Source organism: Myxosarcina sp. GI1(2024), assembly GCF_053543375.1.
The window spans coordinates 477,250-495,115 of sequence record NZ_JBKGTY010000002.1 but is presented as its reverse complement, the minus strand read 5'-3'; the positions used below and the strand labels follow the sequence as shown (position 1 = coordinate 495,115).

Here is a 17,866-nt window from a genome sequence, read left to right as displayed (position 1 = left end):
TCTGCTAATTTTATGCTCGAGCAGATGCGATGGCCCATTACTCGCTAAAAATATGGAAAATTTTAACTGGAAGAAACTACAAAACGGTTCGGATATTCGCGGAGTAGCTTTGGAGGGAATTCCTGAAGAACCTGTTAACTTGACACCAGAAGTAGCGAAGCTTCTGGGAAAAGCTTTCGTTAGCTGGCTAACCCAAAAAGTTGCAAAACCAACTGAAAAATTAATCATTTCAGTCGGACGTGATAGTCGCATCTCCGGACCTACTTTGATGCAGTCATTTATGGAGGGAATGACTGAATGTGGCTGTCAGGTATACGATTTCGGTATCGCTTCGACTCCAGCTATGTTTATGAGTACGATCGCTCCCGAATTTAACTGCGACGGTGGTGTAATGCTAACTGCTAGCCATTTACCATTTAATCGTAACGGATTTAAATTTTTTACCGCCAGCGGTGGTCTAGAAAAACAAGATATATCCGATATTTTAAACCTAGCCGAAAAAAATGATTTTGCTACTGTCTCTCATCCTAAAATAATCGAACAACACGATTTTATCTCGGTTTATGCCGAAGGATTAGTCCAAACCGTACGCAATTCCGTAAATCATCCCAACAACTTCGACCGTCCCTTAGCAGGATTAAAAATCGTCGCCGATGCGGGTAATGGTGCCGGTGGTTTTTATGTCGATAAAGTGCTCAAACCACTAGGTGCAGATACTACAGGAAGTCAGTTTTTAGAACCAGACGGTACCTTTCCCAATCATATTCCCAACCCCGAAAATAAAGAGGCAATGGCTTCTATCTGCCAAGCAGTTATGGTAACCCATGCTGACTTTGGCATTATCTTCGATACCGATGTCGATCGCGTCGCCGCCGTAGACCATCAGGGCAAAGAAATCAATCGTAACCGTCTGATCGCACTAATTTCTGCCGTAGTTCTCCAAGAACATCCAGGTTCGACCATCGTCACCGACTCCATTACTTCTGAAGGCTTAACTCAGTTTATCGAGCAAGATTTAAAAGGCGTACATCATCGCTTCAAACGCGGCTACAAAAACGTCATCAACGAGGCGATTCGCTTAAACCAAGAAGGAAAAGAATCTTGGTTGGCGATCGAAACTTCCGGTCATGCGGCGATGAAAGAAAACTATTTTCTCGACGATGGGGCTTACCTCGCTACCAAACTACTGAGCGAACTGGCTAAATTAAAGCTAGAAGGCAAATTTTTAACCGATTTAATTGCCAATTTAGTCGAACCAGTCGAAAGTGAAGAATTTCGTCTCAAGATTGAAGCTGATGACTTTAAAGCTTATGGCAATCGAGTAATCGCCAAACTACAAGAATTTGCGCGATCGCAACCAGATTGGCAAATTGTTCCCAACAATTATGAAGGAGTACGCATATCTTGCCAGTCACCTACTGAAGATGGCTGGTTTTTACTACGCCTATCTCTTCACGATCCGGTGCTACCATTGAACATTGAATCCAATGTTTCTGGTGGTGTTAGCCAAATAGTCAGCAGGCTACAGGAATTCTTCTCAACGTTTGACTCACTCGATCGCTCATCTTTTAAGAAAGTAATGTAGATATAGCTGAAAGCATCAATGCGAGCGACCAAATCATTAACAATTCTTTATTTCCTCAATTACCTATTTCCCTAAGCACCTATTTCTCATGATTTATCTAGAATGAGACAGCCCTACCCCCAATTCTGGGGTAGGTACACAAATCATCTCAAAAATCAATAACGCCCTAATTTTTACTAGACACTAAACTAGGCTCTACCTCTAATTTAGATTCTGGAGACTTTTCAGTGGGCAATCCTTCAATCGGACACTCTTTAGTACCGACAGTAGAACGAGTAATTTTCTCTGCGTTTTCCTTAGCTTTTTGCTCGTCTAACACCCAGTCGCGGTAAAAATCAAAAGGACAAGTTTGTACTCCTTCTGTTCCTTCGCCAGAGTTAATCATTCCCGTGTAGCCACGGTGCATTAGTTTGAATAGATGGTTTTGTGATTGAGCATTAGCGCGGAAGTCACGAATGGCAAATTTAGACAGATTGGCATACTGCACTCCGTTTTCTTCTTCGCCGCATTCTCCTAATGTCCGTCCGTCAAATCCGACAATCGCTGAATGTCCGAAGTAGCTATACACGCCGTCGAAACCAGAAGCATTAGCAACCGCAACGTAGGTATTATTCATCCACGCCATTGCCTTGGAAACATTAATCTGCTGCTCTTTAGCAGGATACATATACCCCTGACAGCGGACGATTAGCTCGGCTCCCTTCATCGCACAGTCGCGCCAAATTTCTGGATAGTTGCCATCATCGCAGATAATCAAGCTAATTTTTAGTCCTTTCGGACCTTCCGATACATAGGTGCAATTGCCTGGATACCACCCTTCAACGGGACACCAAGGCATAATTTTGCGATATTTCTGGACGATTTCGCCGCGATCGTTTATCAGAATTAAAGTATTGTAGGGAACTTTATGAGGATGCTCTTCATGCTTTTCTCCTGTAAGCGAAAATACACCCCAGGTTTTATTGCGTACGCAGGCTTCGGCAAAAATTTCGGTTTCTGCGCCAGGAATATCCACTGCCGTATCCATCATCTCTTTGAAGTCGTACATGATGCCGTGAGTCGAATATTCAGGAAAGATAACTAAGTCCATTCCTGGCAGACCGACTTTCATGCCGTCGATCGTTTTAGCGATATTATGACAGTTAGCAATTACCTCCTCTTTGGTATGGAGTCGAGGCATTTTGTAATTGACTACCGCAACGCCGACTGCATCGTTGCTAGAAGAAATATCTCCATGAAAAGCCATTTTTTGCTCCTAAATTTATCTCTACTTTTCTTTAGCAAGAACAAAAATTTAATATCTAGTATTTTATTCCTGGGATTATGTTATCGATTTGAATAACAGCAACCTGTAACTTTGACTACACCACATAGGGTAAATACCGAATATGTTAATTATTCAAAAAAAATTTGCTTGCTTTTAGCCCTAAAAGTAGGTCTATTATTAACAGTTATTAATATTTTTGAGACATCTTTTGAGTGATAGTTATGTTCTTTTGAAGAGTTAAAAGATTCTACCTTCACCAAATAGAGATGGTTATTTAAATTTATAAGTAAGTTTCAAAGAGTGATTCTATGGGAGAATAATCGAAGAAGCGTGCAACTTTTATGTCGATCGCATTCTAGACTAAAATTAAGTGCGGATGGCGAGAATCGAACTTGAAAACGCGAGGGTAAACCTCGCTTGTCGCAAGGCGTTCGCCGTTTTTACTCAGAGTAATTAACGTTACTTTTGAGTAAAAAATGAGTAAAGAAAATTACCCTATTGGATACGAAGCATTACTACTAGACTTTGAAAGATACCGTAAGCAGTCAACTAATGGTGTCACCTTAGCACGCAAACCAAGTGGTATCTACCTTCAATTCAAAACACCCAACAAACCTAGAAGGCAGTACCCATGTAACTGTAGTTTTTCCATAGACGGTATGCAGTCGGCATTAGTCAAAGCTAATAAAGTCACCGAAGCATTAAAGTCATTTGATACTGAATCTGAATTTTGGGAGTGGTACGACAGAGAGATAAGGGAAGAGTCACAGCTAGAAAATGACCTAGTAACGTTTGCTGAGACTATAGCCATCGTTGAAGAGGACTTTTGGAGTAGACCCAGTAGAACAGGTAGAAGGCGTAATAGGACGAATCCTAGTGACCACTCAAGCTATTACGACACTTATGGTAGGTTTTACAAGTACTTACCCCAGGACAAAGCAGTAACCCTGAAAACTATCATGGGGACTATCAATCGATGGGAGAAAGGGACTAAGAGTTATAAAGGTGTTGTCTCAGCAATGAAGCGTTTAACACGCATGGCGGGAAAGAGGAAAATACTTGATGAGCTGGACAACCTTAACATCACTCAAACCAAATTCCAGAACTTACAGTCAATTGACCTAGAGGAGTTCATAGAGTGGCGTGAGGCAGTATTAACGAATAATCACCCAAACGTTAATAAGGAGGTTAGACGAGCGTGGTTATGGGTGTTTAGCGTTCAGGTAGTTTACGGTCTGCGTGTACATGAGGTATTCGCGATACAGAATCTTGAGTGTCCCTTCGTAACCGTTGACCGTGTAACCATCCCACCAATGACTGAAGACGCTAGATTAATCGTTGTAGGGCAGTTTACGACACTGGGGACAACTACTAAAACTAATTACCGTTTAGCACGTTCTCTCGTCCCACCGAGTCACCCAGACCTAATCGAATTACTGGACATTAAAAAACCCCTACTACCAGGCAATAAACCCAGAAGTAGGAGTAATGACACGATTAGAAAGTTCTACTGTAATAAAGCCACTGAGCAGTTAAGACGCTGGAAATGTCCCGTAACTCAAACACACGCCTTTAGACATCTAGCGAACCATAACGGCATTATGGCAGGGATACCTAAAGAGATAAGGGCGTTGAGTATGGGACATACACCAGAGATGAATGAGAGTACTTACAAGAGGCGTAGAAGGACACAAACAACTATAGATTTATTGCTGCATTACACAAAAATAGTTCCTACAGAGTCCTAATTCTCTATTGGGGATGTTGGGGACATCAGGAATAGCGGTTTGCACGCCTACCGTAAATGTCCCCAGTAATTACTATTCTGATGAATTTGGAAATTTTTAGGTTTTTACATAGTCGGGTGCTAGCAACCACCATGAAGAGAAGGAGTTCTTTGAGTATTGTCTGTAGGATAAGCAGTTAGAATAACTCTGCCGTCCTTGGTTTTGATTACTCCTCTGGCAGGAATGATATCGCCATATTGGGTTTTGATGGGTTTAATATCAGGGTGCTGAGATTGTAAGTTTGGAGTAGTAGTTTGCTATTGCTTGAGTAATACGCGAATTGGTTTCATCTCGAAGGCCCTCAAACCACCTGACTTAATACAATAATAGAGAACTGAGGTTACTTCACTTACCTTTGCAGCCAGTTCGTTTGCCTAAAGCAGACAAACCGAGAATAGTTTCGGCAACCCGCCTTGCTGAAAGCTGCAATTAATTCGTCAGTTCTTACTACCAGCTACTACTGAGAACACTCTCTACTCAGCACTAACTTGCCATCGGTTAGACGATACACATTTTGCGGTTCTACTATCGGTTCTCCCCGCTTCCAGATGCTAGCAGTATTAGCTTCAGCGGGAATAGTTTGCACTTCCCCCGTAGCATAGTAAGTAACCGAAGTATCTCCAGGACCAACGGGTAAACCCCCACCGCCAGTAATTACAAAAGTACCGTTGTTTTCTCCACTGGGGACGACGCAGCTATTAGCAATTAATTCGTCTGTACCAATTAGATTATCAGGCAATTCTACCGCACCTTGAAGCGGATTTATATCCAAAATGTTCAGCGAAACATTACCATCTAATCCGAAATTAGAACTAGCATTAATATCGTTGGTTTGCGGACTTAGAGAGCGTTCTTCGATGCCAAACAAAGATTCGACAACAATGTTTATATTACCTCCAACTCCGTCTTCAGCACTGGCAATGATATCGTTATTTTGGGGGAAAGCAATGATGAAGTTGGCATTAATGTCTATATTGCCACCGTTAGCTTCACCAAAAGCTTGAGCAGAAATACGACTATTATCTCGTAAAGTTAAAGTATCGTCTACTGACAACACAATGCTGCCGCCGTTACTAGATTGGGTAGAGGCTAGAATAGTTCCTTGCTCGCTCAAATTTAATTGTCCCGTGTTCAATATTAAAAAACCAGCTTGGCCTGTAGAATTTGAGGTAGGATTTACGAACAAACCACTATTAGGACCAGGATCGCTAACAAAGTCTTCACCAAATTGAGCGCGCCGTTGGAAAAATGTTGGATCGCTGCCAGAAAGAGTAATATTATCAATGATATTTAAAATGATATTGCCAGCATTACCATCACTGCGAGTAGTAGCACGAACTTGTCCACCGCTAGCAGCCTCAAGTGTGTTGGCGTTAATAGTGATATCTCCTCCATTACTAGAATTACGAGTTGCAGCGTTCACATTCGCACTGTCGGATAGGCGTAAAACTCCAGTATTAATAATAATGTCTCCTGCATCTCCGTTTGCTCCTTGCTCAGTAATTGTCAGTATAGAACTAGAAAAACTTTGAGAACTAAATCCTGAAAGCTCTATAAAATCTCTAGAATTAATAACAATATTGCCTCCCTGACCCTGACCACCAGCAAGATCGTTTTCTTCGCGGAATACGGCAGCTTGTACTTGAGCTCCTTCTAATAAAGTCAGAGAATTAGAGTCAACAGTTATATTTCCACCATTTCCTATCGCTCCATTTCTAACAGTACTAAAAATTAAACTGTCATTAGACATAAAAATGGAGTCGTCAGCTTGAACAAATATATTGCCAGCATTTCCTTGTCCAAAAGTACTACTATTAACTACTGCGCGATTAGTTATCGATAGTGATGCAGTTTTGATATTAATTTCACCAGCATTACCTACCGCACCAGAAGCTACTGTATTAAAAAAGCCACTACTTCCTCCATCGCTAGCAATTCCATCAAGAAAGATATCGCTAGCCATGATATTTACTTTTCCTGCATTTCCCTGTCCTTGGGTTAAAGAATTGGCTTGACCTCCATCTCTAAGAACAAGTGACTCTGTTGTAATATTGACATCCCCGGCATTCCCAGTAGCCCCAGAAACCACTGCATTAGAAATAAAAGTATTTGTCCCAGAAATAGTTACTGTCTCAGTCGAATCAACATCGATATTTCCAGCCAGGCTTTCAGGTGAGCCTGACCCCGATGCTATTCCTGCTCTTACTTTGCTTCCTTCTAAAATCTCCAGATTTTGGGAGTTAATAGCAATACTACCTCCACTCCCGGCACGGACATTTATTTGCGCTTCATTAGTCAGCGATATATCGGCTCGCGGCACCTCTTCAGGGAAATTTAAACCTAGGTCATCGTTAAAGTTTACTGTTCCCTCTGTTGCTAATCCTCCTAACTCAACCCTTCCGCCTGGAGCAAAGATTACTCCGCCATCAAAAACGATATCGCCACCAACTAAAATTATATTATTTCCTGTATCAACCTGTAATCCCATATCATCAGTAATAGACCTGTTAGTAATAGGTTGAGGATTATCTCGAAAATTTAAACCTATGGGCGCATTAATCGTTAATACTGGTTGTGCTTGAGTATCAGTCGCACTGAACTCAATTCCGTCGGGGAAGAAAATACTGTCTGCGGTACTGCCATAGAAAGAACCACCAATATCTAACCTCGCACCTTCACCAAAGATAATTCCTGCGGGATTTAACAAAAATAAATTAGCCGAACCATTAGCACGAATCAAACCATCGATATTGGAAATATTGCCGCCTGTTACTCTAGAGAAAATATTAGAGATAGCCTCGGCATTATTAAACAAGGCTTCATTACCAGTCCGAACCGAAAACTCTCTGAAGCTATGAAACAGATTAGTTCCTCTAGTCTCGCCTCCAGTAATTTCTGAGACGTTTCCGCTTTCAGTGACTCGTGTATTAACCGTATCATCTGGAATTACTTGTGCTAAAGCTGAAGAACCAATCAAAATACCAGCAAGAGACAAGGAGAGAGATAAACCTTTTTTCACTGCAACGCCTCAAAACTAAAAAAGCTATCGTAGATTATTTTACAAATTATAATTATTATGTATGCAAAATCAATTGGTTACAAATAAGTCAAATATTATAATTATTTACAAACGTGCTAATTTCCAATTATGCATTTAACTCTTTGTAACCGAGAATAAAGTTAGAGGGGTTATGTTTCCACTTGTCCCGTATGTGAGTGTACACCTGGGTTGTTCTAAGGTCGGCGTGTCCTAGTGCATAAGAGACTTGTTGAATGTCTGCTCCGCCTCTAACTGCTAGCGTGGCAAACGAGTGTCTCAAACTATGCCCGCTCATACCAGGGCGTTTTAGTTTTGCTCGGTACAGGGTTCTATCAACTGCTTTACGAATGCCCCGTGTACTAATTGATGTCCCAGGTTTACGGGTACTACTGATTAGGGGACTATCGGGTTTAATCGTTTCACCGTCTGCAACTCGCTTGGCAATGTAGGCATTAATCAACTCAACTACAGGCGTAGGTAGGGCTATTACTCTAGTGCTGCGTTTTGATGTGACCTCCAGACCGTATTCCTTAGTACCGTACTGTTGAATGTTGCCGATACGAGACGTACTTACCTCTACCGTCCGCAGACCACAGAGACTCATCAATGACAAAATTAATCTTTTCTGTAAGTCGGGCGTAGTAGCGTACTCTGTACCGTCTAACAAATTGTTTAGATTAAGACATCTGCTTAATTCCTCCTTAGTGAATGCTTTTACTGTTGCTGCTCTATCCGTCCTGTGCGTAGGTGATTTTACGTTTTTAGCGGGGTTAGCGGGTAAAACGTGTTCAGTACCAAAGCCGTGTAGAAGCGGTTTACAATACGCAAATAGAGCTTAATGGTGTTAGGTTTGTAGCTCTTGTTTATCAGATGGCTTCTGTAAGATACGATGTCCTCTTCCGTACAAGTGCCAGGGTTAATGTTGTTGTCTAAGCACCATTGGATGAAGTAGCGTATTTTAGCAATGTAGGTTCTAACTGTGCTTTGTGATGGGTTGCCGTTGCTAACCCGTGTCCTAACAAACTTCTCAAAGCTATTGGTCAGGATGTCGATGTGGTTGGTTGTTGTAGTTGTTAATTGCATGGTCTTAAGGGGGACGTTGCCCCCGTGTAGTGTTTACTTATTAGTCGTTGCCAAAAATCTCGTTTAGTAGTTTGTCTTCTTCGTCGTCTTCGTCTTCTGGTGGTACGTAGTGACCGTTAGTCATAACGTTGTCGTGTATGTTGGTTAGACTATCTAATTCAGTGGTTAGAAGCTTTGCAATTTCTTTGTTTTTAAATCTGGCTTTGCGTAGGTACTGAACTAAAAAGTCATAGTCGGACTCATCTTGAGGTCTACCTTTTTCTATTAGCTCAATACATACCTTGTTAACTGCCATAGTCAATAGTCTTAATGTGTCGTCATCCATGATGTTTAATTGGTTGTAAGTGTGTGTACAGGACAGTTTTAGGACTTGTCCCAGGTCACGTGGTTTACTTTCTAGATAACTCTCGGCTATCTCTTCCCAATCAACAACAGCTAGTGAGTGATTAATAAGGTCAGCGAATAAGCTAGCGTCACTGCTACAGGGGTTCATCTCTTCTACAAGTGATTGAATCTCTTCTGCAATCTCTACGGTTAGCGTGTTGAGAGTGAGCATTAGGTTGTTAGGTTCTGTTGACACAATTAACGCAACCAAATTAAAGTCGAAGCAAATTCGGCAAATCCCAAATAACATTCGTCAGTTTTGTCAAAATGGCTGAAAACGCGACGATAGTATTTAAGTTTGTTAAAAAAGCACTCAACTAGATGTCGCTCCTTGTACAGATGTGAATCGTAATCTCTAGGGTTGAGGCGACCAGAACGAGGCGGAATCACGCCTTGAGCACCAGTTTCCTCAATCAAGACCACAAAAGCATCACAATCATAGCCTTTATCGGCAATTACCTGTTGAGCTCGATAACCAGCCACCAATGCCTCTCCTTGACTGATATCGGCGGTTTGCCCTGGAGTCAGAAGCAACCGCAGCGGATTGCCCAACGCATCTACCACAGCATGTAACTTGGTACTAAATCCGCCACAAGAACCTCCTAAAGAGTGTTTTTCTGACCCCCTTTTGCTCCTGCTGCACAGGGATGAGCACGAATCATGGTGCTATCGGGAATTAAACTTTCTAAGTCAGCAGAGTGGGACATTTCTTGCAAGAGACGATGCCAAACTCCCTTCTGACACCAACGCCGATATCGTTTGTAGAGGCTGTTCCAGTTGCCAAAACGTTTGGGTAATTCACGCCATTGAGCACCTGTGCGAGTAATCCAGAGAACCGCATTCAGAAAACGACGACAAGCTTTGGGGTCTTTGATACGGATGTCTTGTTGGTGGCTCAGAACAACGAAAATTTGCTGCCAAGCAGAATCGTCCAACTTAACACGAGATTTCATGAAGAATTTTTTGACTAAAATCAGCAACTTCAGGTACTTTCTTATCTTTGCCTCTTTACGTCAACAGAACCTAGGGTCGTCACTATCTCCATTAGCAGAATAGAGAATGTCCCATCTACAATCCTTGTACTGTTGAATTAGTTGTAGGAACTCTGTGAACTCATGGCGTTGTTTCTCTACTTCGTCCATAATCTCCGCCAATTCCGACCGTAGAACTATAGCCTTACTGTTTAACTTGACCTGGCAGAACTCGTTAAATGGATGCTTCTTAAGCCATGTTTGTAGCTGCTTATAGGTCAACCCATTAATCATGTCAGCGTCTAATAGGTCGTTATTGTTGGTTCTGTAATAGTCCTTGTGGAATTTCATAATTTTGTCCTTTTGAAAATGTGTCGGTGTTTGTGTGTTTAACTTTTTGCTCTTATCGTCACCGTTACTCTTCATTCGCGGCGGCTACTCGGTTTATTTGGTTGTCTGGGTGCTGTGTGGTGGATGGGCTTCTCTCTTGCCCCTTACTCAACCATGTATCTATAGTAACGTACTCTAGCGACAGTGTCAGCTATTTTCATGAGAAAGTTTTGTATAAGTAACTCAAAAGCTTATGGTGCAAGAATAAAATTATTTGGTAACAGATTGTAAAACTATGAATTACTGAAGCTACTCAAGCGGAAAAAGACAGCAAATGTTAGGATGGTAACGTACATTAGACTAACAGAGAGATAAAGTAAGTTATGTCAACGCAAAAGCCTAAAGTCTCGGTGTATCTCGCTGAAGACTTGAAGATAAAGTTACAGAGACTAGCTAATATTCAAAGCCGTTCTATGGCAAATATGGCTGAGGTTCTAATACAGGACGGTATAGAAAGAGCCGAAGAGTCAGGAGAACTACCCAAGAGATAAAAATTTTTGTAGGGCGTGAGCTTTGTGTTTCAGTAAAAGGAAAAAGAAATGATTAGACGACAAGAACAAATAGACTGGATAGAATCAATGGGGTTGTTACCCTTACCTGTAGTCCCACTAGACGCAATGGAAGGAGAAGCAATATTAGATGATAAAGGTGTACTTTGTAAGGTTGCCTTCTATGAGCCTAGAAATAATAAGCCAGTGTATCACCGAGGAAAAGCACCTAGTTACTTTAATGAGCGTGGCAAGTTTAGGTTTGCTACTTGGAAGGAGGCTGAAACAGTCGAGCCTGAATGGTTCATTAATGATTCGGTTGGCGTGGGTACTCGCTGCACGAACACTATTAGATACATTGATATCGACCAACACGCCGAGGCTGTATTCAATTTCTTTAAGGGACGGTTAGGGGATAGGCTTAACGGTGTGCGTGTCGAGCGTACCCCTAGCGGTGGCTATCATATACCGATTAAATTGATGTCCCCGTTATCAGAAGAAAAGGAGATAGATAACTATATTGTCCCTGATGTAGCAGGAAAAGAAAAGATAGGCGAATTACGCGGAGAGCATCAGATGGTTGTTAATGCTCCTACTACTGGATACGCACTACTAGATGAGTATACATTCGGTTTACTAACGTTAGAAGGATATGAATTGGAGGGACTATTAGGAATGTACGACCAAGGCAAATTTAATCAAGCAACACAGGACGCACTGAACAGTAAACAAGATGACGGTAGCCAAGCGACAGTAGCCGCATACAAAGAGATACAAGGTCACGTAAACGAAAGAGGCTTAGACCCTGCCGAGGCTGATGCACTGGTTCAGCGTGTGGCAGAGGTACAAGGCACAGCACATAAACTAGACCGTGTACTTAAGAACATTGACCCTGTTAGTTGTACTGCTAGTGGACACATTAACACCGTGAGTAACACTGAGGTTGACAGCAGTGTACACAACACAAGTAATGTCAACGTTGATGTAACTAGTAACACTGGTGATGTAACTGATGATGATGGTCTGTTAGTACCTATTGACTTTGAAAAGGAACGAGAGGAAAGGAACAACCGTAAGTATCTCGTTAGTGAGCTACTACCAAAAGGACAGTTAAACCTATTACACGGTGAGTCATCCGCAGGTAAAACTTTATTGATGCTTGACCTTATGATGTCGGTTATGTCTGGTCAAGACTTTCTAGGGCATCCAGTAGAGAAAGGGTTAGTAATGCACATCGACACCGACAGGGCAGAGAAAACAAGAGAGTATTTAGAATACAGGGGCTTTGATAAGGATGTATTAGGCGATGAGATTTGGAGTAATTATCTTATGTTTAATTCCCTTACCCTGCCGCAAAATATGGAAAAGCTTAAGAAGACTATCCAACATTACCAACCTGTTCTAGTAGTGTTCGACTCATTGACCACACTTACTACTATTGATGTCAATAAGGACGAGATAGCTACTAAGGTACTCCAACCATTGAAGGAGATATTTGAAACCTTAAAGACCACAGGAATAGTTATCCATCACGACAATAAGACTAAGGAAACCAACAGCCAAGGCAAGGTTAAAGGTAGTGCTTTAATCCCCGCCCGTGTTGATGCTAGATGGCACTTAGCAGTTAAACCTAGTGGTGTACGTGAGCTACGCTTTGAGGGACATATAGCCCATAAACTTTATGAATTAGACATCACTAACGGGTTTGATGAGTGGTACGAGAAAGGCTGCTTTACTCCTACTCTTGAGTTGTCCCGTAGTTTAGAAGAACTCAGCAGCAATAGAGATAAAGTAGTAGCCGTACTTCAAAACAACCCAGGTAGAAGATTTGATAACCCTGAACTGGCTAAACATATTGGTGTTAGTAATAGCACTGTTAGGGCGTTGACTCGTTCACTCGCTAGTGATGGGACTATCAATAAAGAACGTGACCCTGATAAAAAGAATGGTTGGGTTTACTTCATACCTTCTCCTGTTTCTTCTGTCGCTGATGAGGTCATGGAACAAAAAAAGCAGCAAAAGATAGCCATTGATGAGCTAGTTAATAGCACGTCAGCCGAGGAATGGGATAAGTTAGTTGACCGTCAGAGTTTGCATGATGAGTGGTCACTTGATGTTGATAATGTACCCTTCTAATTTCTAACTGATTAAGTGATGAGTTAAATCGTGTTCCCCAACTTTTTCTCATCATTTAAGCCTCTATCCCTTACATGACAAGGGTTTCCAAACTGATGGCTAACTGATGACCTAACTGATGAGTATCTGTTTAAACTGATTAGTGCTTGGCGTGTATTCCCGTTAAACTGACGACTCATCAGTTTAAAATCAGTAAAAAATCAGTTACAGGATGTATACTTAGTAAGGAATACAGACGAAATTACCCTCTTTTCTGTGGAGAACACAAACGAAGTGATGAGGGAGTTAAACGACAGTTTGACGAGTGAAGAAACGAAGTGACCCAGTATCACGTTATGTCATCAGTTAAATAAAATAGTCCCAAACCCTTGTCAGCTATACATTACGATAACTAATCAGTTTAATTTTGTACCTATATTTCCCCTATAATTAGAAACACAGACTAAGAAGAGAGAGAATAACCAATGTATTTGACTAAAGACTGTCAGCGTTTACTTTATTTACACAATTGGGTTAGTACCCACAGCCAAGAACTGTTTAATAAATATCGTGAGCAGCTATTCTCTCATCGCAATAACGCTCTGTTTATCATCTTTCCTGAGAGTCACGTTATCATCGACCCATTCACTAATGAAGAACACTTAAAGTTTAGGACTAGTTTACCTACCAAGGATGAAGCAGTACAACAGCTATTTATGCTCGGTGCTACTAAGAAAGAAAAGGATTTATTCTTAACAGCACTTACTACCTATCGCCAAGCTTATAGAGTTCATGGAAAAGAAGAGATACAGTTACCCGTTGTACTTGTTTATAACTCTTCATTTCTTATCGTTGAGATGCCAGTGTTAGTTAACTATCAACCTCAAGAAGCATACCTCGCTTTTAATAAGAGTAGCGAAGCTCTCGCTTCTTAACGCTGCTAAAACCGCTTGATTGTTGTAAATGGCTAAATCCCTGATGTATACCTAATACGCCTAATTACCCCCTTCACGCTGGGCTATCAGTACATCCTCTCTTTTCTCTTATCAAATACCTACAGACAAAGTAGTGGCGTATCAGCGATGCTTATAAAAAACATATGAACAGTTGTTCATCTATTGGTCATGGTGAATTCTACCATTCTTCTTTCATAATCTTCTTGTAATTCGTACCTCTACTACTTCTATCCGTCGTAGACGCTGCACTACATCTGGCGCAATTACGGCTGTATCTACGCATAGTACGCTAGCTCTAGTGTTATGTGATACCAGTAATACCTCTTATCACTGAGCCTGGTAATTACTATTACAGGAACTATCCCTCTTTCTCTAGCCCACAGCCCACAGAAAAAGTCCCTCCAGCACACCTGCTATTTATTCGCCTAACGGGGGTAACGGGTTCTGTATATATCTGTACCTCAGTAACAAAATTTTTGTAGCAAAAAACGAAGAATCCCGCGTATTTAAAACTGCTGCAAAGCCATTTAGCTTATAGAGGTACGATGCTATAATGATTATTTATCAATACTTGTAGAGTTTTACATGAGTTATGAAGATGGTCACGGTCTAAGCGGAAAAGAGCATAAGTTATTTTTACAGCGTAAGACCAATGAGAACGCCAGAGCGAAGCAAATGAGGATGAAGGGACAACAAGAGCAGAACAGCTTTAAGGTTGCCAGAGAGTTAGATGCAGACGCTTTGCGTGTGAAGATGGACGCTATCAAAGGCAACTCCTTAGTGTCCCAGAATACACGCGAAACTGAGGGACTAAAAAAACAGGGGATATTAAAGATGATGTGGCTTAACAGGCTAATTAAAAAGACTATTGACCAAAGAAGATTCAGTAAAAGAAGGAGGTGAATTAAATGAGCTTTACTTTCGTAATGCAATTCAGTAAGACCAACCAATTAAGTACAGGAGGACAAAAGTAAATGTCATATATCGGAGTACCAGCGAACAAGATACAGGTAGTAGACCAGGGACAAGAGGCAGACCTATCAACGGCTGTAAGTATCTCCCTAACTGGAGCGAACGGCATTATAGTAAGTGCAGAGACGGCTAGCGTGTACTTAAGCCTAGATGGTTCAACAGCTTCGGCTAGTAATGGGGTGTTATCCCTGCTGGAGTGTCCCCCATTAGGTTTGATTTAACTGCGAATAGTTCGGTATCAGCGTTTAGTAGTAGTGGTAGCCTGAACTACATCAAGATTAAGAGCTTATACGGGGACTAATGAAATTAACAACACGGCTTAACAAGTATCAACAAGCAGCAGCTAACAGGCGTACTACCTACACTAAGAACGTTATAGCGAACTCTAGTGGAGATGTACGGCTTAACACTATGCTTGGGCTTGTTTATGAGCAAGTTTGGATACCTGACTTAATGTTCACAACAGCAGGAGGAAAGATAGTTTTAGTTAGTGTTATCGACAGAATGAACGCTGACACTCGCAACAAGCTCTTAGCTATTGAGAAACGTAAAAAGGACATCCTAAACAACATGACGATGGGCAGAGATGCCAAGAGAGACACGGATTATAGGTTGTTGTTTCGTAATGCGTCGCGGCGAGTACGTAAAGACGGGACAATGTCTTATGGACAGTTCGCAGAACAGCATGGATTTAGGTACGCCGAAGGCGAGGAGATACCCTTAGAATGGCTGATAGAAGACTAAGTAACATAATCGTTGACCTTGGCGATATTGTTTCGTTTATTGTGAATGATGAGCCAACGGGCGAACATCTGATAAGTGTATTGGTGAGGTGTGGCTACGGCTATGACCAAGCAGCAATAGTAACTAATCGCTGTGCGCGTCTAGACGGTAAGAGAATTTACCAAGCTTCAGTATTTAGAAAGTTATGGGACACAGTATTTAATTACCTAACCACAGAGAAAGGATTTAAGACTGACAAGAAGTACAATTTTACTATGAATAATGAGGAACTCTATCTGATGAACGATGAGTATCAATGGTACTGTCCCTCAGAAGACACGCTAAACGCTATGTGTTGATATACATCCAATCCTCATGCAACTCCTAAACCTAAGCACGAAATTAGGCAAAGGGGTTTTTTATTTACAATTGCTACTCTGCATGTCCCCCCTAGCATACAACTTCGTACCCCTATAAAATGTTATGATGTAACGGTAATGGTCGTTAATACATCACACTTATATGGCAAAACTAAGCAGAGCTAATAAGCTGAAGTACGAGAAAAAGCTAAAGGATTACAAAGAGGAGTTAGAGACTAAGGAGGAAGAGGAAAAGATACTAGGTAAAAGGACTTACTTACATACCCCTTGTTCTAATGAGTTCAAGAGGATGATTGAGGCAGTAGCCCAGATTGAAAGTAGTTCAATGGCTGAAGTGGCGAGAAGAGTCTTAACCTCATATGCCAGAAAAGAGCATAACTTAGCCCCTCTGGACTTTCGGGCAGACAAGCTAGTAAACGCTATCGGGACACCAACAGAGCTAATTAAACAACGTCAGCAGTTGAAGCAGGAAGTAGAGAATTTGAAGCACTCCAACCTCGTGTATAAAAACAAAGTCGGGGAAGCACGCAAACTATTCCAACAAATTACAAACACATCAGCACCCTTTTAAACATCATGAGCAACAACGACAACATAGTAATTGGATACAAGTTTCAACACCACGAAACACCGAGGTTTAAGCTACTCCAGTCCTCATTAAATAAATTGGAGGCAGCTAAAATGAAGTGTCTAGACGAAGAGCTAAAGGAGGATATAGAGGAGTTATTGACCAAGTGGAGAGGAATTTACACCAAGTCCCAACGGAGGTTTAACGGATACGCAGATGAGTGAAGAAAACGTTTATTACGGAAGACGGGCGGAAGTTATTCAAACACCCCCACCAGAAAGCCCAGCAAAGCCTGTTGAAACTCAAGCAGGTAATAACAGTCAGGAAGGAAACAACGGGGCTGCTAGTGAGCCGTTTTACAGTGGTGCTTCGGCTGATGGGTATAGAGTTACTACTCGTAGTAACCAGAGTTACACGATAGGGGATGAGGGACAAACCTCGATGACTCCAGAGCCAATGCCTAGCATGCTAAACGCGGAGCAGGTTAGAGCTAGTCGCCCCGACCAATACATACAGATGGGCACTGAGTTAACAGACAGACTGAGAAGAGATGAAGGCTTCAAGCGGTACTATCAGCAGTTAGCTAGCGACGGCACTCTAGAGCAATTAGCAGATATCGGTGGTTTACCTGGAGTTGACCAACAGTTTACTGACATGATGTCCCAGACCTTTGGAGTATCAACGGCTGAGTTATTAGCTGCTAGCAAGTACTACGAAGGTCAATTAGCATCTGCCCAGGACAGTCCTGTACAAGTTGAGACACAAGAAAAAACCCCCACCTCAACACCCGAAGGTGAAGAAGCAGGGGGAGAAAGTGTTGATATCTATCCTGAGTTGATGGAGTATTACGAGACTGATGAAGCCACGGTTAACAGAATGATAGATGCTACTGAGGCATGGTTTCAGACAATTAGTAATGATGAAGCTGACCATCTCCTATCTATTAAAGATGAGGGTGAGAGGTTTAGAATTGCCTACAACCGTATGCGTCAAGACATGAAGGCTCAAGAGCGTGAGCAGCAGCAACGACAACAACAGCGGTCAAAGATGCCCACGTTTACCCAGGCTGAAATAGACAATATGTCCCAAGAAACTTACGCCAAGTACGCGGACAGAATTCTGAGAGCTTATCAATTAGGACTAGTTAAATAAAGGAG

General features: G+C 41.7%; 18 protein-coding genes. 11 read left to right on the top strand and 7 right to left on the bottom strand.

Annotation, left to right across the window (positions count from 1 at the left end; all coding sequences use genetic code 11):
- Positions 1 to 52: 52 nt before the first annotated feature.
- Positions 53 to 1,585, top strand: coding sequence for a phosphomannomutase/phosphoglucomutase (locus ACLFKQ_RS11395; RefSeq protein WP_448999930.1), 1,533 nt, complete (start codon positions 53 to 55; stop codon positions 1,583 to 1,585).
- Between the two features lie 166 nt (positions 1,586 to 1,751).
- On the opposite strand, the gene ACLFKQ_RS11390 is transcribed toward ACLFKQ_RS11395, so the two are convergent.
- A complete protein-coding gene (locus ACLFKQ_RS11390) occupies positions 1,752 to 2,831 on the bottom strand; it encodes an aliphatic amidase (RefSeq protein WP_448999929.1) in 1,080 nt (359 codons plus the stop codon).
- 497 nt (positions 2,832 to 3,328) lie between these two features.
- Between ACLFKQ_RS11390 and ACLFKQ_RS11385 the strand changes: the two genes are divergently transcribed.
- Positions 3,329 to 4,600: a hypothetical protein gene (locus ACLFKQ_RS11385; protein ID WP_448999928.1), complete on the top strand. Its 1,272-nt coding sequence runs from the start codon at positions 3,329 to 3,331 to the stop codon at positions 4,598 to 4,600.
- A gap of 496 nt (positions 4,601 to 5,096) precedes the next feature.
- Here the strand turns inward: ACLFKQ_RS11385 and ACLFKQ_RS11380 are convergent, their stop codons facing one another.
- From ACLFKQ_RS11380 to ACLFKQ_RS11355, 6 genes are all read right to left on the bottom strand, one after another.
- Positions 5,097 to 7,658, bottom strand: a complete 2,562-nt coding sequence (locus ACLFKQ_RS11380; protein WP_448999927.1) for a two-partner secretion domain-containing protein — start codon at positions 7,656 to 7,658, stop codon at positions 5,097 to 5,099.
- Positions 7,659 to 7,785: 127 nt separating this feature from the next.
- On the bottom strand, positions 7,786 to 8,346 hold the full coding sequence (locus ACLFKQ_RS11375) for a tyrosine-type recombinase/integrase (protein WP_448999926.1): 561 nt from the start codon (positions 8,344 to 8,346) through the stop codon (positions 7,786 to 7,788).
- 86 nt (positions 8,347 to 8,432) lie between these two features.
- A complete protein-coding gene (locus ACLFKQ_RS11370; protein ID WP_448999925.1) occupies positions 8,433 to 8,762 on the bottom strand; it encodes a phage integrase N-terminal SAM-like domain-containing protein in 330 nt (109 codons plus the stop codon).
- 40 nt (positions 8,763 to 8,802) lie between these two features.
- Positions 8,803 to 9,087 (bottom strand): hypothetical protein, encoded by a 285-nt coding sequence (locus ACLFKQ_RS11365; protein WP_448999924.1) that lies wholly within the window; start codon positions 9,085 to 9,087, stop codon positions 8,803 to 8,805.
- 257 nt (positions 9,088 to 9,344) lie between these two features.
- A protein-coding gene (locus tag ACLFKQ_RS11360) for an IS5 family transposase (protein WP_448999923.1) occupies positions 9,345 to 10,099 on the bottom strand; the annotation gives its coding sequence in 2 pieces (ribosomal slippage) (positions 9,345 to 9,776 and positions 9,779 to 10,099; 753 coding nt in all).
- A gap of 60 nt (positions 10,100 to 10,159) precedes the next feature.
- Complete coding sequence (locus ACLFKQ_RS11355; protein WP_448999922.1) at positions 10,160 to 10,468, bottom strand: hypothetical protein; 309 nt, start codon at positions 10,466 to 10,468, stop codon at positions 10,160 to 10,162.
- Between the two features lie 362 nt (positions 10,469 to 10,830).
- Here ACLFKQ_RS11355 and ACLFKQ_RS11350 point away from each other — a divergent pair, with 362 nt between their 5' ends.
- The 9 genes from ACLFKQ_RS11350 to ACLFKQ_RS11310 all read left to right on the top strand — a co-directional run bounded on the left by ACLFKQ_RS11350 (position 10,831) and on the right by ACLFKQ_RS11310 (position 17,861).
- The gene (locus ACLFKQ_RS11350; protein WP_448999921.1) at positions 10,831 to 10,998 is read left to right on the top strand and encodes a ribbon-helix-helix domain-containing protein; all 168 of its coding nucleotides are present in this window, start codon (positions 10,831 to 10,833) and stop codon (positions 10,996 to 10,998) included.
- A gap of 48 nt (positions 10,999 to 11,046) precedes the next feature.
- Positions 11,047 to 13,131: an AAA family ATPase gene (locus ACLFKQ_RS11345; RefSeq protein ID WP_448999920.1), complete on the top strand. Its 2,085-nt coding sequence runs from the start codon at positions 11,047 to 11,049 to the stop codon at positions 13,129 to 13,131.
- 464 nt (positions 13,132 to 13,595) lie between these two features.
- Positions 13,596 to 14,045 (top strand): hypothetical protein, encoded by a 450-nt coding sequence (locus ACLFKQ_RS11340; RefSeq protein WP_448999919.1) that lies wholly within the window; start codon positions 13,596 to 13,598, stop codon positions 14,043 to 14,045.
- Positions 14,046 to 14,651: 606 nt separating this feature from the next.
- Positions 14,652 to 14,969, top strand: coding sequence for a hypothetical protein (locus ACLFKQ_RS11335; RefSeq protein ID WP_448999918.1), 318 nt, complete (start codon positions 14,652 to 14,654; stop codon positions 14,967 to 14,969).
- 71 nt (positions 14,970 to 15,040) lie between these two features.
- Positions 15,041 to 15,259: a hypothetical protein gene (locus tag ACLFKQ_RS11330; RefSeq protein WP_448999917.1), complete on the top strand. Its 219-nt coding sequence runs from the start codon at positions 15,041 to 15,043 to the stop codon at positions 15,257 to 15,259.
- Between the two features lie 79 nt (positions 15,260 to 15,338).
- Positions 15,339 to 15,782 (top strand): hypothetical protein, encoded by a 444-nt coding sequence (locus ACLFKQ_RS11325; protein ID WP_448999916.1) that lies wholly within the window; start codon positions 15,339 to 15,341, stop codon positions 15,780 to 15,782.
- 41 nt (positions 15,783 to 15,823) lie between these two features.
- A complete protein-coding gene (locus ACLFKQ_RS11320; RefSeq protein ID WP_448999915.1) occupies positions 15,824 to 16,120 on the top strand; it encodes a hypothetical protein in 297 nt (98 codons plus the stop codon).
- A gap of 163 nt (positions 16,121 to 16,283) precedes the next feature.
- The gene (locus ACLFKQ_RS11315) at positions 16,284 to 16,712 is read left to right on the top strand and encodes a hypothetical protein (protein ID WP_448999914.1); all 429 of its coding nucleotides are present in this window, start codon (positions 16,284 to 16,286) and stop codon (positions 16,710 to 16,712) included.
- A gap of 213 nt (positions 16,713 to 16,925) precedes the next feature.
- Positions 16,926 to 17,861, top strand: a complete 936-nt coding sequence (locus ACLFKQ_RS11310; protein WP_448999913.1) for a hypothetical protein — start codon at positions 16,926 to 16,928, stop codon at positions 17,859 to 17,861.
- Positions 17,862 to 17,866 lie beyond the last annotated feature (5 nt).